The organism is Acinetobacter brisouioides, from assembly GCF_004331075.1.
GTDB lineage: Bacteria > Pseudomonadota > Gammaproteobacteria > Pseudomonadales > Moraxellaceae > Acinetobacter.
In genome coordinates, this window is the sequence record NZ_SJNX01000007.1 from 28,963 (window position 1) to 47,852 (window position 18,890).

18 protein-coding genes are annotated in these 18,890 nt (G+C 43.6%); 13 read left to right on the plus strand and 5 right to left on the minus strand.

The genetic code is table 11. The features are described from left to right. Nucleotides 1–491 precede the first annotated feature (491 nt). The 3 genes from E0H77_RS10240 to E0H77_RS10250 all read right to left on the minus strand — a co-directional run bounded on the left by E0H77_RS10240 (nt 492) and on the right by E0H77_RS10250 (nt 3,274). Nucleotides 492–1,598 (minus strand): glycosyltransferase family 4 protein, encoded by a 1,107-nt coding sequence (locus tag E0H77_RS10240; RefSeq protein ID WP_131377777.1) that lies wholly within the window; start codon nt 1,596–1,598, stop codon nt 492–494. 15 nt (nt 1,599–1,613) lie between these two features. Continuing rightward, nucleotides 1,614–2,549: an LpxL/LpxP family acyltransferase gene (locus E0H77_RS10245; RefSeq protein WP_131378006.1), complete on the minus strand. Its 936-nt coding sequence runs from the start codon at nt 2,547–2,549 to the stop codon at nt 1,614–1,616. Between the two features lie 95 nt (nt 2,550–2,644). Continuing rightward, a complete protein-coding gene (locus E0H77_RS10250) occupies nt 2,645–3,274 on the minus strand; it encodes a LysE family translocator (protein WP_131377779.1) in 630 nt (209 codons plus the stop codon). Between the two features lie 98 nt (nt 3,275–3,372). Here E0H77_RS10250 and E0H77_RS10255 point away from each other — a divergent pair, with 98 nt between their 5' ends. The 3 genes from E0H77_RS10255 (at nt 3,373) to E0H77_RS10265 (ending at nt 4,669) form a co-directional block, all read left to right on the plus strand. Further along, the gene (locus E0H77_RS10255) at nt 3,373–3,924 is read left to right on the plus strand and encodes an O-acetyl-ADP-ribose deacetylase (RefSeq protein ID WP_131377781.1); all 552 of its coding nucleotides are present in this window, start codon (nt 3,373–3,375) and stop codon (nt 3,922–3,924) included. Between the two features lie 18 nt (nt 3,925–3,942). Continuing rightward, nucleotides 3,943–4,185, plus strand: a complete 243-nt coding sequence (locus E0H77_RS10260) for a DUF1272 domain-containing protein (protein WP_131377783.1) — start codon at nt 3,943–3,945, stop codon at nt 4,183–4,185. A gap of 94 nt (nt 4,186–4,279) precedes the next feature. Then, on the plus strand, nt 4,280–4,669 hold the full coding sequence (locus tag E0H77_RS10265; RefSeq protein WP_131377785.1) for a cytochrome b562: 390 nt from the start codon (nt 4,280–4,282) through the stop codon (nt 4,667–4,669). Between the two features lie 98 nt (nt 4,670–4,767). Here E0H77_RS10265 and E0H77_RS10270 read toward each other — a convergent pair whose 3' ends face one another. Continuing rightward, on the minus strand, nt 4,768–6,678 hold the full coding sequence (locus E0H77_RS10270) for an ATP-binding cassette domain-containing protein (RefSeq protein ID WP_131377787.1): 1,911 nt from the start codon (nt 6,676–6,678) through the stop codon (nt 4,768–4,770). 35 nt (nt 6,679–6,713) lie between these two features. Between E0H77_RS10270 and E0H77_RS10275 the strand changes: the two genes are divergently transcribed. The 10 genes from E0H77_RS10275 to E0H77_RS10320 all read left to right on the plus strand — a co-directional run bounded on the left by E0H77_RS10275 (nt 6,714) and on the right by E0H77_RS10320 (nt 17,094). Beyond that, a complete protein-coding gene (locus tag E0H77_RS10275) occupies nt 6,714–6,956 on the plus strand; it encodes a SlyX family protein (protein WP_131312680.1) in 243 nt (80 codons plus the stop codon). 349 nt (nt 6,957–7,305) lie between these two features. Further along, nucleotides 7,306–7,746, plus strand: coding sequence for an ammonium transporter (locus tag E0H77_RS10280; RefSeq protein WP_131312678.1), 441 nt, complete (start codon nt 7,306–7,308; stop codon nt 7,744–7,746). A gap of 29 nt (nt 7,747–7,775) precedes the next feature. After that, the gene (gene topA, locus E0H77_RS10285) at nt 7,776–10,418 is read left to right on the plus strand and encodes a type I DNA topoisomerase (RefSeq protein ID WP_131377789.1); all 2,643 of its coding nucleotides are present in this window, start codon (nt 7,776–7,778) and stop codon (nt 10,416–10,418) included. 92 nt (nt 10,419–10,510) lie between these two features. Next, nucleotides 10,511–11,269: a hypothetical protein gene (locus E0H77_RS10290; protein WP_131377791.1), complete on the plus strand. Its 759-nt coding sequence runs from the start codon at nt 10,511–10,513 to the stop codon at nt 11,267–11,269. A gap of 16 nt (nt 11,270–11,285) precedes the next feature. After that, on the plus strand, nt 11,286–11,855 hold the full coding sequence (locus E0H77_RS10295; RefSeq protein ID WP_131377793.1) for an HdeD family acid-resistance protein: 570 nt from the start codon (nt 11,286–11,288) through the stop codon (nt 11,853–11,855). A gap of 299 nt (nt 11,856–12,154) precedes the next feature. Continuing rightward, nucleotides 12,155–13,621: a CYTH and CHAD domain-containing protein gene (locus E0H77_RS10300; protein WP_131377795.1), complete on the plus strand. Its 1,467-nt coding sequence runs from the start codon at nt 12,155–12,157 to the stop codon at nt 13,619–13,621. Nucleotides 13,622–13,838: 217 nt separating this feature from the next. Then, nucleotides 13,839–15,815, plus strand: a complete 1,977-nt coding sequence (locus tag E0H77_RS10305; protein ID WP_131377797.1) for an ATP-dependent helicase — start codon at nt 13,839–13,841, stop codon at nt 15,813–15,815. A 52-nt stretch (nt 15,816–15,867) separates the two neighbouring features. Then, on the plus strand, nt 15,868–16,107 hold the full coding sequence (locus E0H77_RS10310) for an RNA recognition motif domain-containing protein (RefSeq protein WP_131312663.1): 240 nt from the start codon (nt 15,868–15,870) through the stop codon (nt 16,105–16,107). 129 nt (nt 16,108–16,236) lie between these two features. After that, on the plus strand, nt 16,237–16,740 hold the full coding sequence (locus E0H77_RS10315; RefSeq protein ID WP_116726773.1) for a DUF6586 family protein: 504 nt from the start codon (nt 16,237–16,239) through the stop codon (nt 16,738–16,740). A gap of 75 nt (nt 16,741–16,815) precedes the next feature. Next, complete coding sequence (locus tag E0H77_RS10320) at nt 16,816–17,094, plus strand: hypothetical protein (protein WP_131377799.1); 279 nt, start codon at nt 16,816–16,818, stop codon at nt 17,092–17,094. Between the two features lie 73 nt (nt 17,095–17,167). Here the strand turns inward: E0H77_RS10320 and E0H77_RS10325 are convergent, their stop codons facing one another. Further along, nucleotides 17,168–18,877 (minus strand): cation:proton antiporter, encoded by a 1,710-nt coding sequence (locus E0H77_RS10325; RefSeq protein WP_131377801.1) that lies wholly within the window; start codon nt 18,875–18,877, stop codon nt 17,168–17,170. Between the last annotated feature and the right edge of the window lie 13 nt (nt 18,878–18,890).

An 18,890-nucleotide genomic window follows, 5' to 3' on the forward strand; every position in this document is an offset into this window, starting at 1 on the left:
TGGTTTCAGCTACTTATATCATAAAAATTAAAAACATAGCTCAAATTTAACAGGTGTTTTTCAAGGTGTTGTTTTTGCTCAGATGTTGAGTTTTTGAGCAAAAAAAATTGATGAATAGTTGAGCGAATTTTGCCTCAAATTTGCGTGGAGCAAGAGATAAAAAAACCGTCACAATTGTAGTGCGATTTTTGATCAAATAAATATTGCTCTAACTTGAGAAAGTATAACACTTGCTTGGATTAATGTAAGCATAGGCGTACAAACTGTACAGCAGATAGCTGCTATGCAGTTTTTGGATTTCATTTTATTCTAGGTTTATCGGCACAAGGAAGCATGGGAATGGAGCATCCCGTAAGGAAGATGTGCTGGTTGGATAACATCAATGGCATGATGGCAACATGGAAAGGGATAACTAAAACAACAATAATAAAATCTGGAAACACAACCTCAATTAACCCGAGCTAGGTCGCAATCTGGCTCGGGTTTTTGATTTATTGGCGTTGTAGCAATTGCTGATACAAGGCAAGCGTGTTTTGACACATATCCTGCAAACTAAACTGCGTCACAGGTGCAACGGTAACAGGTTGTTCAATATGTTGTTGAATGCTACGGAGCAAACTTGCCTGATCATCGACCTCAATGAGTCCTTGAGGATAGACCTGCGACAGAATCTCTGCGACTCCACCACGGTTCCAGCCAATCACGGGTGTACCGACAGACAATGCTTCAAGTGCTGTACGTCCGAACGTTTCTGCCTGATTGGATAATGACAAGACCACATCACTCAATGCCAGCCATTCACGAATATCAGAGCGATGCCCCACAAAGGTAATATGTTCGGTTAAACCTTGCTGTTGCACGTTACTTTGCAATTCATCCAAATAGGCTTGTTTCTTTGTATCAGCACCGCCAACAACCAAAGCATGAATTTGTGGATATTGCTGCTTTAATTGGGTCATCAATTGAATCAAGGTTTCATGACCTTTCAGACGAGTAATGCGTCCAGGTAAGCACAGCAGAAACTTGTTTTCTAGTTGAGGGTAGTCGTTATAAACCTGATTTAGCCATTGCGCAGTGGGTTGATAGCCATGTGGAAAGGCTTTGGGATCAATACCACGGTAAATCCGCACAATATCGTGCGGTGGGCACTCTGGGTAATTCTGCCGAATGTACTCAACGACACTGTCAGATACCGCAATCACTTTTTCAGCATGCGTCATAACAGCACTGTAGCGATTGACTGAATAAAAGCCATGCACTGTACTCACCAAATGCGGGCGGCGAGATGCAGGAATGCCTCTTAACGCAAAATGGGTCAGCCATGCAGGCACACGCGAGCGTACATGCACAATATCAGGCTGATGCTGCTCAATGATTTTTCTCAGTGGGCGAATTTGCCACAGGCTCGACAAGGCTTTTTTATGAATGGGCAGTTGAATATGAGTTGAACCTTCAGCTTCAAGTTCAGGCACCAATCGCCCACCGTTGGAAACCACCAACGATTTGTGTCCTTGCTGTACCAGTGCCCGTGCAATTTCTAATGTCCCGCGTTCTACACCACCACTGTTCAGTTCTGGAAGAAGCTGCATCACTTTCATGCTGAATTCCTGATTTTAATAAATTTTGTCGTAGCCTTCAGGGCGAGTTTTAAAGCGGCGATGAAACCACATATACTGTGTCGGTGCGATACGAAGCTGATTTTCAATAATTTTATTGACACGGGTTGCATCATCGACTTCATCTTCTGAGGGTAAATTGTCAACAGGAGGTTCAATCAAAATATGATAACGAGGATCAGCTTCATCACCATAACGATAAAAATACAGTGGAATTGCCGCAGCTTTGGAAATTTTTAATAAACGTCTATGCGCTGTAACGGTTGCTGCAGGAATACCAAAAAAAGGCGCCATGACGCCTTGTTTTAAACCGAAATCTTGATCGGGGCTGTACCAGATGGCACGTCCATTTTTAAGATGACGAATCAGACCGCGCATATCATCATGGTCGATTTGGTGTTTATAAATTGTGGCACGACAACGGTAAATCAGCATGTCCAGTAACGGGTTGTTTTGTGGACGATAGACGACATCAGGTTCAAAGTATTGTGCGCATACATAGCCACCTGCATCAAGTAAGGTGCTGTGTGTACCGAGTAGGAGTACGCCCTGACCTTGTTGCTGGGCATGAGTAATATGTTCCAGACCTTCAATGGTGACACGATCTTTAAACCATTGTGGCTTATACCATGCATTCAAGGTTTCAAATGTCCCGAGCATCATGTCGACAAAAACTTGCTTGGCATGTATCTCAACGTCGTCGCGTGACCATTCTGGAAAACACACTTCTAGGTTGCGAATGGTGGTTTTGCGGCGGGACTTGAGATACTTCCATGCCAGATTGGCAAGTACATGTGCCAGACGACGCTGAACTGCCCACGGTAATATGGCAAGAAGCATAAGAAAGACAATGGTGATCCACACGCCCCAATATTTGGGTAGCAGAAAAGACCATTGAAATTGACCTGGGATATAATCTTGCTGTTTACTCATATGGCGATAAAAACTGAATAAAAACTGCATGCAGTTTAGCATGAACTGATTTTCGAAATTCAACAGTTATTACAATCAGTCTAACCGCGCCATGATTATTGGCGTTGTTCCAATAAAATGCGTAGGGCAAGTGCAGACAATACCGTTCCCATCAGCCATTTTTGTAACTGTGCCCAAGATGCACGCTGCTGGAGAAATAGGGCAATATGCGCTGCTGAAAACACAATCATGGCATTCACTGACAGGCTAATCACAATTTGAATCAAACCTAATGAAATCGACTGTGCCAAAATATGCCCATTTTCAGGGTGAAAAAATTGGGGCAATAACGATAAATACATAATGGCAATTTTGGGATTGAACAGATTGGTCAGAAAACCCATTAGAAATAATTTGCTAGGTTGATCGTAGTTTAATGATTTGACGACCAATATCGTGGTTTGTGAGCGAATGGTTTTATAAGCCAAATACAGCAGATAAACTGCACCCAAAATCCGAATGGCGTCGTAAGCATAAGGAATAGCAACCACAAACGATGTAATCCCAAACGCGGCACACAGCATATAAAACACGAAACCCAATGCCACACCTGCCAGTGAAATCAGCCCTGCCAGCCGACCTTGTGAAATCGAGCGTGAAATCAGGTAAATCATGTTCGGGCCTGGAGTCAGTACCATCAGTAAGGACACCAGCGCAAATGTAATAACTTGGCTAAAACTGAGCATGGCGATGAGGATTCATCTATAGTGATGGGTGTCATTATAGCGAGTGTGATTCAAGATTTGAGCTAAAATCTGATCAATACACAAAAGCGGAGGGTGCAATGAAAACAATCCGAATTATACAAGGCGATATTACCGAGCTTGCTGTGGATGCGATTGTAAATGCTGCCAATACTTCACTGCTGGGTGGTGGTGGAGTCGATGGTGCTATTCATCATAAAGGCGGCGCTGAAATTTTAAAGGAATGTCAGCAGATTCGTGCTCGGCAGGGAGGCTGTGCCGTTGGTGAAGCAGTGATCACTCATGCAGGATTGTTACCTGCACAATATGTGATTCATGCGGTTGGGCCGATCTGGGAAAATGGCATGTATGATGAAGATCAGTTTCTTGCAAATGCCTATCGTCATAGTTTGGAGCTGGCCGAGTCCAAACAACTGCATAGCGTGGCTTTCCCCAATATTTCAACAGGCGTATATGGCTTTCCCAAAGCACGTGCGGTCAATATTGCCTTAGCCACGGTGATAGATTTTTTGAAAACCTCAACTCAGGTGACTGAGGTCATTTTTGTGTGCTTTGATCAGGAAAATTACCAGATTTATCAGCAAGAAAGTTTAACTCATGCCCAGCAGCAGAGCGATTTGCGCTTACTCTAATTCTAAGGGAAAATAATCATGCTAGAGCTTCGCCCTAACTGTGAATGTTGCGATGCTGATTTAGACGTGGATTCTCAAGATGTTTTGATTTGCTCTTTTGAATGTACATTTTGTTTAGATTGTAGTCAGTCGATTTTGAATTTTATCTGCCCAAACTGTGGCGGTGAACTGGTAAAACGTCCGATTCGCCCAAGCAATAAGCTGGGCAAATATCCTGCTTCAACCCAGCGAATTTTTAATCCGAATTTAAAAAACAGATAAGCTTATTCTGTAAAAATAGGGATTGATGGAGATCATGGCATGGCTGGTTAAGCAGCGCTAAGATCAAATAAAGTAACGAGTAAGGAGATATGCTGTGAAAAGAATAGGGCAGATGATGGGTGTTGTGACTTTGAGTCTTGTGGTGCAATCAGTTTTTGCCGCAGATTTGGGGCAGGATATGGAAACACTGGAAAATAATTACGAGCTATTTCAAGAGACGCAAAATACCCAGCAGGCACTGACTGCATTAACTACTATGCAGAAGGCGGTATTGGATGCAAAGCAGTCCATACCGATGAAATTGATTGGTCAGCCTGACAATAGCCCAGAGGTTCAAGGGTATCGTAAAGCCTTGGATGGTTTGGATAAGGAGCTGAGCCAAACCTTGGCTTTGGTTAAAGCTGGAAATTTGCAACAGGCACATGAGCAGGCAATTCCTACGATTGATAATATGAGAAAAATTAATCATCAGAAATTTCGCTAGTTGTCTAGTTTCAAGCAATAACTGAATTTGATCTTATTTCGAATTAAAAATTAACCACGCCGTAGCGTGGTTAATTTTTATTCATAAGGCTTGAGGTATTAATTTCCTTTTGCCATATTTTCCAGTTCGTCCCAGCGCTCTAATTTTTCTAATAGAAGCTCATCAATTTCTGCGAGGCGTTGACTGGCTTGAGTTGCTGCATCGGCATCTTTTAAGAACAATGAACCATCGGCAAGTTGTGCAGAGAGTTCACCTTGTTCGGTTTCTAGACTTTCAATCTCTGCAGGCAATTGCTCAAGTTCTCGCTGATCTTTGTAGCTCAGTTTGATCTTTTTCGGTGCGGCTTGAGCTGCCAATTTTTCAGCTTCCGCTTTAGCTTGCGCTTTTTTCACATCGGCTTTTTGATCGACTACTCTATCATCAGGGCGTTGTAACAGATAATCCTGATAACCACCGATATATTCGGCAATACCACCTTTGCCATCGAATACCCAAGTTGAGGTCACCACGTTGTCCATAAAGGCACGGTCATGGCTAATTAGCAGTAACGTACCTTTGTACTCCGCCAGCATATCTTCAAGCAGCTCTAAAGTCACCATGTCGAGGTCATTGGTCGGTTCGTCCATGACGATCAGGTTGGACGGTTTGAGCAGTAATTTTGCGAGTAAGATACGGTTACGCTCACCACCCGACAAGGCTTTGACTGGGGTACGGGCACGTTCAGGTGAGAACAGGAAATCCTGCAAATAACTGTAAATATGACGGCGTTGACCATTCACATCGACAAAGTCAGAACCTTCCGATACGTTGGCAGCCACTGATTTTTCAAGTTCAAGCTGATTACGCAACTGGTCGAAGTAAGCGACTTCAAGCTGTGTACCTGTTTTTACAGTACCTGTATGTTCAATATCACCCAAAATGGCTTTGATCAGTGTGGTTTTACCGACACCGTTATCACCGACAAGACCAATACGGTCGCCGCGCATCACAAGTGCAGAGAAGTCCTTAATCAGTGGTTGATCACCATATTGCACACCCAAATGTTCAATATCGAACACCAGTTTGCCTGAGCGTTGTGCTTCTTGAACGCCCATGTTGACTTTACCTTGTTGGAAACGACGCGCTTTGGATTCTTCGCGTAGCGATTTTAATGCACGCACACGACCTTCGTTACGGGTACGACGCGCTTTAATGCCTTGACGAATCCAGGCTTCTTCTTCAGCCAGTTTTTTGTCAAACAGGGCATTTTGCTTTTCTTCAGCTTCAAGCTGTTGGGCTTTGAGTTCAATGTAACGCGAATAGTTACCTTCAAAACTACGCAGTGTCCCACGATCCAGTTCCACGATACGTGTCGCGAGACGATCTACAAAAGAACGGTCATGCGAAATAAACAGCAATGTTAAGTTATTTTGTTCGAGTAAGAATTTTTCTAACCATTCAATGCTTTCCACATCCAAATGGTTGGTCGGTTCATCCAGCAATAGCACATCAGGTTGGGTCAACAGGGCACGCGCTAACAAGACACGACGCTTACGACCACCCGATAAATCTGCCAGATCAGCATTGGGGTCTAAGCCCATTTTGCCCAAAATGGTGTTGACCTTGTTTTCTAAAGTCCAGCCATCAAGCTGATCCAGTTTGTGTTGTAGGTCGCCCATGCGTTCACAGGCAGCCATATCACCCAGCACACAGGCATCGCTTGCGGCATGATATTGTTTTAAAACTTCAGCAGCTTCACCTGCACCATCGGCAACGATATCGGCAACTTTACCCGAATCCATTGGGACATCTTGCGCAAGCATGGAAATGGTTAAGCCATTTTGCACCAAAACTTCACCATGATCGGGCAATAAGCTTCCCTCAATCAGTTTAAGTAAAGTAGACTTACCCTCACCGTTGCGCCCAATCAAACACACTCGTTCGCCACGTTCCAAAGTAAAGTTCGCGCCGTCGAGAAGGGCTGGTCCACCAAATGCAAGTTGGACATCCCTTAAAGTAATATAGGCCATAGAGTTTCCTAAAATCTCAAATTGAGGAGTGTTAAATGACTAAACCACCATACGATGATCAAGCGTCATTTTCCGCACCCATTGAAGATTTGCAAGTCCGAATTGCATTTTTAGATGAATTAGTTGAACAATTGAATGAACAACTGGCTCGACAAAGCTTGGAAATTGCGGATTTGCAAAAACAAATGCAGTTTTTGTATCAGCGAGTCGAAGCGGCAGATTTGTCAGAAGGGATTGCGCCGTTTGATCCTTTAACCAATAAACCGCCCCATTACTAAAGCTCGATGGCGTAGATTGAAACAGCATGACGTGGAAAAAAGCACGCATTTATTTTTGATGAACAGAATGTCTTTAATAATGACTTGGATCTGAGCACAAAAAAGCGATGGATGCTATTGAGAAGAGCATGAATTGAGCCTTGAAAGCCTAGTTTTATTGAATACAAATATGCCTCCATAGCAATAAAATGCTACAACTCGGTCGGGGGTAAACTGGTTTTAACCTGCAAAAACTGTAAATATGGCTGCAAACATACCCAAGCTGACCCGCACTTGATCAGGAAAACTTGCCTTTTCTATTCAGCTTATGTAACTCTAATACAAGATGAATAAATGAAGAACGTCAGGTATGGGTCTTTGGATTACCATTATTATTGTGCTGTTTGTATTGGGTTCGGTCTTGGGGTTAAGAGTCAACCCGCGTGAAAAAGCACTTGGCATGATGCGTGATAAAGCGCGCAAGATTGGATTGCATCCACGCTTAATTGCTGCACCAGAATGGACAAAAATACCCAAAGCTACTGAAAACCGCGCCAGTATGGTGGCGTATTACAGTGTGCTACTGCCTGAAGCAAAATTGCCCTTAATGCGTGCCCGAATTCAGGACGACAAGTTCGAACTGGTCTATGGTGATGACAAATTTAAAGATTATCCCATTGCATTAAAGGGGATTTATGCTATTGATATGCAGGCGAACTGTATTGGTGCATATTGGGATGAACATGCAGACTTACATGCGACCCAACTGGAAGCAATGAAAGCTTACCTTACAGCTTTGGCTGAACTTTAAAATTTTAGAAATAGGAAACGAATACCATTATGGCGAATGCTCCTCGGTCTAGCGCTAAAACGACTACAGAACAATCCGCGAGTGCGACCAATAAGCGTGCACTGGTGATTGTGGAGTCGCCAGCCAAAGCGAAAACCATTAACAAGTATTTGGGGAATGAATATATCGTCAAGTCTTCGGTAGGGCATGTCCGTGACCTACCGACAGGCGGTTCAGCCAAAACAGGTGAGAAAAAAACCACAACCCGTACCAAGCTGACCGATGCAGAAAAACAGCAAAAAGCCCAGCAATCTCTGATTAACCGTATGGGCGTTGACCCTGAACATGGTTGGTCTGCGCATTATGAAGTATTGCCAGGCAAAGAACATGTGGTTGCTGAACTGAAAAAACTGGCTTCACAAGTGGATGAAATCTATCTCGCAACGGACTTGGACCGTGAAGGGGAAGCGATTGCATGGCATTTACGTGAAGTGATTGGTGGTGATGATTCGCGTTATCGTCGTGTGGTATTTAACGAAATTACCAAAAATGCCATTCAAGAAGCGTTTAAGCACCCAACCCGCCTAGACATTGACCGTGTCAATGCACAGCAAGCCCGCCGGTTCCTTGACCGTGTAGTCGGCTTTATGATTTCACCACTGCTGTGGGAAAAAATTGCCCGAGGGTTATCGGCAGGACGCGTCCAGTCGGTGGCTGTGAAACTGGTGGTGGAGCGTGAGCGTGAAATTCGGGCATTTATTCCTGAAGAATACTGGCAGGTTTTTGCAGATACCCAGTCTAAAAAAGACGAGATTCGTTTAGAAGCTGTCAAACAGGCAGGAAAAACCCTCAAATTAAAAAATAAAGCCGATACTGATCAGTTGCTTGCAACCTTGCAAGGCGCACAGTACCAAGTGGCACAGCGCGAAGATAAACCGACTAAGGTAAATCCAAGTGCGCCGTATATCACCTCGACCTTGCAACAGGCAGCCAGTACGCGTTTAGGTTTTTCTGTAAAGAAAACCATGATGCTGGCACAGCGTTTGTATGAGGCAGGTTTTATTACCTATATGCGTACTGACTCGACATTCTTGAGTAATGATGCAGTCAATATGGTACGTGAACATATTGCTAGTCAGTATGGCGCTAAATATTTGCCTGCACAGCCAAACCGTTATGGCAATAAAGCGGGGGCACAAGAAGCGCATGAAGCCATTCGACCATCCAATGTGGCTTTGGCAGGTGATCAACTGGTTGGTGTAGAACGTGATGCACAGCGTTTATATGACTTGATCTGGCGCCAGTTTGTCGCATGTCAGATGACGCCAGCCGAATACCTGTCTTCGACATTGCTGGTTCAGGCAGTTGATATTGAACTCAAAGCCAAAGGTCGAACTTTGGTCTTTGATGGCTTTACTAAAGTTCGTGGTGCCAATAAATCTGATGATGACGTCTTGTTGCCTGCGGTCAAAGTGGGTGATGTGCTGCAACTGCTCAAGCTTGATCCGAGCCAGCATTTTACTAAACCACCTGCACGCTTTACCGAAGCTTCTTTGGTAAAAGAACTGGAAAAACGCGGTATTGGTCGACCTTCGACGTATGCAGCAATTATTTCCACCATTCAGGAACGTGGTTACGTCAAACTGGAAAATCGTCGCTTATTTGCTGAAAAAATGGGTGAAATTGTCACCGACCGTCTGGATGAAAGTTTTAATAACCTGATGAACTATGCCTTTACGGCAGATTTGGAAGGTCAGCTTGACAAAGTTGCGATAGGCGAACGTGGCTGGAAAGAGTTGCTCGATACATTCTATGGTGACTTTAAAAAGCGTTTGAATGTGGCACAGGGCGAACAGGGTATGCGTCGCAATCAGCCTGTGGAAGTTGCAGATGTACATTGTCCTGAATGTAGCCGCCCAATGCAGATTCGTACAGGAACAACAGGTGTGTTCTTGGGCTGCTCGGGCTACAACTTACCGCCGAAAGAGCGCTGTAAAGGTACACTGAATTTAACGCCAGTTGAATCTTTAGCCATCTTGTCTGATGACGATGGTGCAGAAACTGCTGACCTGATGTCTAAACGTCGCTGTCCAAAATGTGGCACCGCCATGGACAGTTATGTGATTGACGGCGGGCGCAAACTGCATGTCTGCGGTAATAATCCCGACTGTGGTGGTTATGAACTTGAAGAAGGCGAGTTCAAAATCAAGGGCTATGATGGGCCGACCATTCCATGTGATAAATGTGATGGTGACATGCAGTTAAAGACTGGACGTTTTGGTCCTTACTTTGCCTGTACCAGCTGTGAAAATACTCGTAAGGTCTTGAAAAATGGTCAACCTGCACCACCGCGTGTCGACCCAATTAAGATGGAACATTTACGTTCAGCCAAACACGATGATTTCTTTGTCTTGCGTGACGGTGCAGCAGGTCTTTTCTTGGCCGCCAGCAAGTTTCCAAAAGTCCGTGAAACCCGTGCGCCGAAAGTTGCTGAGTTGCGTACCGTTGCTGAACAGCTTGATCCAAAATATCAGTATTTGTTAAAAGCTCCAGATACAGACCCTGAAGGTAATACCACGATTGTGAAATTCAGTCGTAAAAATCAGGCACAGTATATTGGTTCGGAAACGCCAGAAGGCAAGCCAACCAAATGGAGTCTTGTTTATCAGAACAGTCAGTGGGTTGAAGGCTAAGTTTCGATTTAATATTCTCTAGGAATTCAAAGAATGCTGGCAAATTTGCTGGCATTTTTTATAGAAAAAATAATAAATAGGTCATCTGAGATATGTGGAAAAAAATTCGTGTCACATTTTTATTGTTGGTTTTACTTGTTGTAGCAGTCAACGCTTGGCGTGATCAAAATCAAAACTGGGAGCATCCGATTGTGGTGTTGCTGCATCCTGTCAATGCCGATGGTCAAGCCACAACCGAGCAATATATTCAACATTTAACGACGGAGGAATTTGCCAGTTCCCAGCAATTTCTGCAAGATTCCAGTACTTTATATCACGGGCAAAAAGTCTATTTTATTTATCAGCTTGGGCGTGAGTTAAAGCAGTTGCCGCCAAAAATTCCTGAACATGCCAGTGCGCTACAAGTGATGCTGTGGAGCCTCAAATTTCGTTATTACGCATGGCAGCAGCATACATCGCAAGATAGTCGCCCGACAGTCACCTTGTATCTCAATTATTATGATCCAGAGCAAACCACGACATTAAAACATTCGACTGCCTTGGAGAAAGGCAGAATTGCAACGGTGAATCTGTTTGCATCGGGGCAACAGGCAGCGCAGAATAATATTGTGTTGACCCATGAGTTGCTGCATGCATTTGGCGCAACAGATAAATATGAGCTTGCCTCTGGGCAGCCGATTTATCCTGTGGGTTATGCCAATCCCGAGCAGCAGCCACGCTATCCACAACATCAGGCTGAAATTATGGGTGGATATATTGCACTTTCAACAACCACCAGCAAAATGCCTGAAAGCCTAACTCAAGTCACACTCAATAAACCCACCGCCATTGAAGTAGGGTGGACAAAATAAATAAGAGAATAAAATTATGCTTACAGTCGGAAATGATTTGATTCGCCATCAGCTGCATCAGCAACGTAAATGGTATTTGTGGTTTGGCTGGTTACTGGTGTTGTTCGCGGGCGTTTTGCTGTTGAGTCTGCCTTTTGCCACTTTAACGGTGGTCGTACTATTTGGTGGATTGATGATGTTGGCAGCGATGCTTCATGTATTGGCAGCATTCAAGTTTTTTGATTGCGGTGTGCGCTGGATGTGGTTGCTGTTTGCCATAGTATATTTTATTGCAGGTTTTTTGGCATTTCGTCATCCGTGGGGAACAGCCATTTTTTTAACACAGGTTGTTGGGATTATTTTGGTTATGGCGGGCGTGCTCCGTGTTTTTAAAGCACTGTTATTTCGCGCGTTTCAAGGCTGGGGCTGGATTTTATTTTCAGGTTGCCTCACTTTATTGACAGGGGTTCTGATTTTACTTAGCCCTAATGCTGCATTTTGGCTTTTGGGGCTATGCCTTGCTTTGGATTTGTTGTTTCAGGGAATCAATTATTTAAGTTTGGCAGCAGTGATTCAGCGTATTCCTCCCAGTTCTGCCGACACCTAATTGTCGATTGATTATCTGAGATTAATTTAAAATAAAAAAACAGACTGCCCTAATCTCGCTTTGTGATGAAGCTCGTGAAACTGTGAATGAGCTTTAGCCACATTTTTACAAGATATCGAGAGTATCCTGAAAATCTTTGCATTTGCTTTGAAATGGATGCCTAGCGATTCATTTCATCGGTATGCAGTGTATTTTTTGCTTATTATATAGACAATATGTGGATTCACTTTTAGATTGATTATGGCTTTAAAAATTTTGATCGCGGATTCTTAATTCTGGTGTTCGTTAGGAGCATAGGTATGGTTGAAATCGAATTAAAGTTTCAAGTACCCATGATTCACCGTGTCGACGTCTCTCAGGTATTTCATCATAAAAATGCCCAGTCGATACGTGTTCAAACTCAATATTACGACACCGCTGAGCGTAAATTGTCTGCTGCAAATGTACAACTACACTTGGTTTTACACGCCAATCACTGGGTGCAGACTTTGATCTGTGAAGATGCTAAGCATCTAGGTTATCTAGAACATCAAGTGAATTTGGGTGAAACCGATGCTCCACATGTGGATGTTTCATTGCATCGGGGGACGCCAGCAGGTGCGATTTTGTTTGAAGTTTTGGGTGATGAAACGCAGGCATTAACCCTACAATTTGAAACGGATATTGTTCGTACATTGCACAATATTGAGGATCAAGACAGCCAGATCGAAGTTGCGCTCGAGGTGGGTGAAATCCGTACTGAAAAAGATTATCTTCCTATCTATGAACTTAGGTTTGAGCTTAAAACGGGTTCAGTCAATCGACTATTTTCATTGGTGACTGATTGGGTGCAGCGTTATGAATTATGGCTGGATATTCGTTGTAGGGCTGCGCGTGGTGATCAGTTGCAACGAAGACTCAAAGCTTTGCCAGCTATACAGGCTTGTAATCCTGTACTTATAAAAAAATTACCTGCCGAAATTGCCTTACGTGAAATGATTGCAAGTTGCCTACAGCAGATTTTGCCAAATGTTGCCGAAATGATGACTGAAACAAATGAAGCTGAACATGTGCACCAGGCACGTGTGGGGATTCGTCGCTTACGTAGTGCCTTACGTGTTTTTGGTCATTGGTCTAAACAGATTGATCAGACTTGGGAGTTGACTTTAAAGACGCTGTTTAATCAATTGGGTGCCATTCGTGATCGTGATGCTTTGGAAGAAAAACTGTTGCCTAAGTTGCGTGCAGCAGGTGCATCTTATGTCAAGCTGCCCGTTCAGATTCAACCGCATCAGGAAGAAATGCAAACTTCCAAAGATCCTTCTTATACGACATTATGGCTGGCGTTGATTCAATTTATTCAAGTTCCATTCGATAGGCAGCATCAACAGCACATTGACGATAACTTGACCGAATTGGTCGGTGCAGAGATTAAACACATGCATCGACAGTTGTTAAAAGATGCTGAAAGCTGTTTGGATTTAAACGATATGATGTGGCATCGTATGCGTAAGCGATTGAAACGTTTGCGTTATTGTGTTGAATTTATATCTTCTTTATATGATAAAAAACAGGTTCGGCAATATTTGAATGCCCTAAGCCCTGTTCAGGATATTTTAGGGCAATACAATGATGTACTGATTGCCGAAGCATTGTTTAAACAACAAGTGCAGCACCATCCAAAAGCTTGGTTTGCTTTAGGCTGGTTGGCAGCCCACCGTGAACAATTACGACTAGAATCCGCTTCAGCTTTACAACAGCTGCAACATGCCAAGATCTTCTGGTAATTTATTTAGTTACGAAAATCAGTAAGGTCGATTTTTATCAACGGTTTGTTTTGCGATTTCATCGCTTGGTTGATTGGATAAAAATGTGCATGGATCTCAGGCCTAAGAACTGTGGCTTTGGTTACTGTCATTTAGTGGATTGGTGCAAGTTCCTCACAGCAACAGAGACGAGTTTGCTAAACTATAGTGAATACCTGATTGAACCTATGATGTTTGCATGAGCCTTGATACCCTGATTGCAGAGTTAAATCCCCAACAAAAACAGGCTGCGACCACAACCGCAGCACACTGTCTAGTTTTGGCAGGGGCAGGCTGTGGCAAAACCAAAACCATTGTTGCTCGAGCAGCTTATCTGATTGAACAGGGTACACCTGCCAACCAAATTCAGATTTTGACCTTTACCCGTCGTGCAGCCAGTGAAATTGTCACGCGAGTCGAGCAGTATTTGGGTGCAACCGCACAAGGGTTACGTGCCTCAACTTTTCATACTTTTTGCATGTATCTGCTACGGCGTAATCCGCAAGCGTTTGGATTGACCCAGTTTAGTATTATTGACCGAGATGATCAGTTAATGATGTTTCGGTTACTGCGTGGTAAAGGCCGCGATAATATTTTGCCCAAAGCAGCTCAATTATGTGATCTGTATTCATTTGCACGAAATACTTTGGTCAAGCTTTCTGATGCTTTAGTACAACAATTGCCAGAAGCATTGCCTTATCAAGCGGAAATTGCAGAGGTAATGCGCCAGTATGAACAGCGCAAGCAGGCGCGTAATTATCTCGATTATGATGATATTTTGGCGATTGTGGCAGGGCATTTGCAGCAGTCACCAGCACTGGTGGATTGGGTCAGCCGATTGTGCTCGGTGATGCTGGTCGATGAAATGCAGGATACCAATCCTTTGCAATGGTCATTGTTAGAACCTTTGATCGGACGAGTGCAACTGTTTTGTGTCGGTGATGATGCCCAGTCGATTTATGGGTTTCGTGGGGCAGACTTTGAAAATATTCATCATTTCAAAACACGGGTTCCCGATGCTCAAGTGCTGACTTTGGAGCAGAATTACCGTTCTACACAGGAAATATTGGATTTATCTAACTGGTTGTTAAAAAATAGCCCGATTGAATATAACAAGCAGTTGAGTGCATATCGGGGCGCAGGGCAAAAACCACATTTACATATTTTTCCGAATGAGTTTGAAGAAGCCAACTGGATTGCCCAAGATTTAAAACAGCGCTATCAGCAAGATACCGCATGGAATCGGCACATGGTTTTGGTGCGCTCCTCCTATGCTGCGCGGTATCTCGAAAGTGCGTTTATTAAAATGGCTATTCCTTATCGTTTCATTGGTGGAACTAAACTGCTGGAAGCCGCGCATGTCAAAGACTTGCTGAGCTTACTGCGAGTCGCTGCCAATCCACAGGATGATATTGCATGGATGCGGTTCTTAACGTTATGGAATGGTGTGGGCGATGTTGGTGCAAGTCGACTGACGAGCGAGCTGATCGCTTTGGAGAGTTTAGAGGCACGATGCGCACGTTTAGAACGACATGGCAAAGTGTCACAAGCGGCGCTTTTAATTTTAAAACAGCTTTCCATATTGCAACATGAAGTACAGCAATGCATTGGTTTGGCAATAGATGCTTTGACTGAACAGTTGGCACAGAATTATCAAAATCAGGACTGGGCACGTCGTGTCAAAGATTTTGATTTGGTGAAGCAACTGGCACAAAAACATGGTGCTTTGGGCGAATTTCTTGAAGAATATGTCCTTGAACCAATTTCTGTTTCAGAAGTAGAACGAGCGAGTGATCAGGATGTAGTGACCCTGATTACGGTGCATTCGGCAAAAGGCACCGAGCAACAGGTATGTTATGTGCCACATTTAACCGTCAATCAGTATCCACATGCACGCGCTCAGGGCGATTTCGATGCTGTTGAAGAAGAACGACGTGTATTGTATGTCGCATTAACACGCGCAAAAAATGAATTAATTTTAACCAAGCAGGATTTAAATCATTGGGCATACGATCAAACCGATGAGCTTGGGCGTAAAATTAGCAGTTATTTCTTGAATGATTTGCCCTCATCGCTTGTGAATGTTGAGGCGCATAAGCGTGTACCCACAGCCCAGACTGGGTTCTCTCAGAAAAAGCCACCTATCCGTATTACATTTGGTCTGGATTTTGACTAAGCGTCAAAGACACCCAAACCATCATTTAAATTCACAATCAAAAGGTTTATACATGAAAATTTTAGTTCGTAACTTAGAGCGCTCAATTACTGAAGCTGAACTGTCTGAATTATTTCAGGCTTATGGTCAGGTCGATTCTTGCGTGATTGTACTGGATCAAGCCACAGGAAAATCCAAAGGCTTTGGTTTTGTAGAAATGCCACATGCTCGAGATGCAATCAAAGCCATTAAAGGTTTAAATACCTTGAAGCTTAAAGGGGTTGGTATTCGCGTTAAAGCTACTGAGGAATAAATGAGTGTTTAAAAGGGAAGGTGTTTAAACCTTCTTTTTTATATAAAAACATGAAAAAACTATATTCAAAGTACGGTACTGACGCTAATCTATGAACAGGTTATTTGAGATTATTGAAAGGGAATCATTATGTCACGCGTTGCTCGCTATCATGCCGATCGTACCAATCAAAAATTATATTTTGCGCGTTTAGCATGTTTGCAAGCAGAACAGACTGATCATGTTCAGCAAGTTCAGGCATATCGTGAAGCTGCAGTGTTCCATTTACATGGCGCAATTCTGGCATTTTTACAGGAACTGGTACGTTATTACCGTTTGAGTGATATGCAGCCAACCTTAAAGTCGATTGAAGAACACATGGCAGAAAAAGGGCAGGTGTCACCTGAAGTGACTGTGATGCAACAATTAGCACGAGATGGTTTTATTGCAGAGTTAAAACACGCTTATCGCATGTGCCAGTACGCCCCTGAACCCACTGCGCCAGCACCTGAACAAGAAACATCATCCAATTTAATTATCAAAGTGACTCAAGGGCCACAGTCATGGTTGCCAGACATTGAAATTCTGCGTGAATGGCATCGGGAGTTAAGTCGCCTGATCGATGGTTTTCGTAATGAAATGGTCGAATTTTAACACCTTGAATTTTGCATTTTTGCACCGATATAAGTTAGTGTAAATCTTTGCATTCTTGGTGCGTATGGAGGTCGTATGTCTATACAGCAATTGAAAGAGTTATTTGGTAATCAGGACGCGGTTCTTGAGCTTGTACAGCTAGAAAATGGTGAGTTGGCACTACGTAATGCGGGCTCCGAAAATGCACCTCTAGTTACGATTCAGTTTAATGATGAAGTTCGTGCATTGCTTGGTGAGAACACGGCTGTGGTTGCACAGCACATGATTCAGGCAGCACTTTTGGGGCTGATTGAAAAACAGGCTAACCAATGGCAGGCTGAAGTAATGGATGAACCCCCGAAACTATTCAGTTAATTTCAAATCCATATAAAAAAACGTACAGTCAATACTGTACGTTTTTTTATATCACGTTATTGAATTTTAGCATCTAATGCTGATGTGCCAATTCAATCTGATGCAAAATATGCTTGCTCATATTGATTGCCATTTCTTCTTTGGCATAAAACACTTCGCCAATCGCATCTGCCCGAATGACTTCGGCTTCTTCTTTATTTTCAGCACAAACCAAAACCTGAATTTGTGGATTAAGCTGCTTGGCAATATCGACAATACGGTGAATATCGAGAATATCCATGGGCGATATAATCAGCATACGTGCATGCATGATATGTGCTTGGATGAGAACGCTAGGCTCAGTCGCAGCACCACTCACCGCAGCAATCTCTTTTCCTCGCAGTTTTTCTACAATTTCACGATTTTCTTCGGCAATTACCACTTTAATATTTTGTTCCATTAATGTTTTGGTAATACGCCGTCCAACTTCCCCATAGCCCACAATTACGACTTGATCACGCAAATAAGATTGATCCATTTCATCGGGCAACATTGCAAGAGGGTCACTGCTGCGCTCCAGTAACCGAGCCAGATGCGAACGTGCTCGAATCCAGCGTTGAGCTGGTTCAATTGCTGAAAATACAAATGAATTTAAGGTAATCGAGAACAAAGCGCCTGCCAAAATCAGGTTTTGCGCTGAGGTTGTTAATAATCCTAAGGAAATACCGAGCGTTGCAAGAATAAAGGAAAATTCGCCAATTTGTGCCAGACTTGCCCCAACAGTCAGAGCAGTATTGATTGGGTAACGAAAGAACAGCACAAGTCCCATCGCTGCAATGGTTTTACCCAACATGATAATCGCAACAACAGCCAAAATATGTAAGGGCTGCTCGACGATGATATGCGGGTCAAACAGCATGCCAACGGACACAAAAAATAAAATAGAAAAAACTTCACGCAAGGGGAGAGTTTCTTCTTCGGCGCGGTGGCTAAAATCAGACTCTTTGACCACCATTCCTGCAAAGAATGCGCCTAAAGCCATGGATACTCCAAAAATGGCATAAGAACCGTAGGCAATCGACACGGCACAGGCAACGACAGTCAGGGTAAATAATTCACGAGAGCCTAAGCGTACGACAAACTGCATGATCATCGGGACAAGGCGTTTGCCAATAATCAGCATAAAGGCAATAAAGCCTGCGACTTTGAGTAGCGTCAGTCCAAGCGTTAGCCAAATGCTGGTTGATGCTGCATGACCATGATCTAATGCTTTACCTCCCAGCAAAACAGCAGTTGCGGGTAAAATCACCAGAACCAAGACCATGACCAAATCTTCGACCAAAAGCCAGCCGACAGCGATTTTACCATTCACAGATTCGAGTAATCCGCGATCACCGAGCGCTTTCAGCAGGACAACGGTACTTGCGCATGACAAACTCAGACCAAATACCAATGCCGAACCCAAAGACCATCCCCAGAACATAGCAACAGCCAGTCCGAGTAAAGTTGCAACAGCAATTTGCAGGATGGCGCCTGGTAAGGCAATTCGTCTGACTTGGAGTAAGTCCTTGAGCGAGAAATGCATACCCACGCCAAACATCAAAAACATGACACCTAGTTCAGCCAGTTGGTTGGCAAGACCTAAATCAGCTTCAATCCCTGGAGTATTGGGGCTAATTAAAATCCCTGCGATTAAATAACCGATGAGTGGAGGGAGGCGTAGTCGTGCAGAGATATAGCCACACAATAACGCTAGACCAAAACCTACAGCGAGTAAAACAATCAGGTCAACATTATGCGGCACAACTGACTCCTCA

What these genes read in the sequence shown, in the direction of transcription:
- E0H77_RS10240 (WP_131377777.1), bottom strand. Translation starts at nt 1,598, where the DNA reads ATGAAAGTGATGCAGCTTCTTCCAGAACTGAACAGTGGTGGTGTAGAA.
- E0H77_RS10245 (WP_131378006.1), bottom strand. Translation starts at nt 2,549, where the DNA reads ATGAGTAAACAGCAAGATTATATCCCAGGTCAATTTCAATGGTCTTTT.
- E0H77_RS10250 (WP_131377779.1), bottom strand. Translation starts at nt 3,274, where the DNA reads ATGCTCAGTTTTAGCCAAGTTATTACATTTGCGCTGGTGTCCTTACTG.
- E0H77_RS10255 (WP_131377781.1), top strand. Translation starts at nt 3,373, where the DNA reads ATGAAAACAATCCGAATTATACAAGGCGATATTACCGAGCTTGCTGTG.
- E0H77_RS10260 (WP_131377783.1), top strand. Translation starts at nt 3,943, where the DNA reads ATGCTAGAGCTTCGCCCTAACTGTGAATGTTGCGATGCTGATTTAGAC.
- E0H77_RS10270 (WP_131377787.1), bottom strand. Translation starts at nt 6,678, where the DNA reads ATGGCCTATATTACTTTAAGGGATGTCCAACTTGCATTTGGTGGACCA.
- E0H77_RS10275 (WP_131312680.1), top strand. Translation starts at nt 6,714, where the DNA reads ATGACTAAACCACCATACGATGATCAAGCGTCATTTTCCGCACCCATT.
- E0H77_RS10280 (WP_131312678.1), top strand. Translation starts at nt 7,306, where the DNA reads ATGGGTCTTTGGATTACCATTATTATTGTGCTGTTTGTATTGGGTTCG.
- topA (WP_131377789.1), top strand. Translation starts at nt 7,776, where the DNA reads ATGGCGAATGCTCCTCGGTCTAGCGCTAAAACGACTACAGAACAATCC.
- E0H77_RS10290 (WP_131377791.1), top strand. Translation starts at nt 10,511, where the DNA reads ATGTGGAAAAAAATTCGTGTCACATTTTTATTGTTGGTTTTACTTGTT.
- E0H77_RS10295 (WP_131377793.1), top strand. Translation starts at nt 11,286, where the DNA reads ATGCTTACAGTCGGAAATGATTTGATTCGCCATCAGCTGCATCAGCAA.
- E0H77_RS10300 (WP_131377795.1), top strand. Translation starts at nt 12,155, where the DNA reads ATGGTTGAAATCGAATTAAAGTTTCAAGTACCCATGATTCACCGTGTC.
- E0H77_RS10305 (WP_131377797.1), top strand. Translation starts at nt 13,839, where the DNA reads ATGAGCCTTGATACCCTGATTGCAGAGTTAAATCCCCAACAAAAACAG.
- E0H77_RS10310 (WP_131312663.1), top strand. Translation starts at nt 15,868, where the DNA reads ATGAAAATTTTAGTTCGTAACTTAGAGCGCTCAATTACTGAAGCTGAA.
- E0H77_RS10315 (WP_116726773.1), top strand. Translation starts at nt 16,237, where the DNA reads ATGTCACGCGTTGCTCGCTATCATGCCGATCGTACCAATCAAAAATTA.
- E0H77_RS10320 (WP_131377799.1), top strand. Translation starts at nt 16,816, where the DNA reads ATGTCTATACAGCAATTGAAAGAGTTATTTGGTAATCAGGACGCGGTT.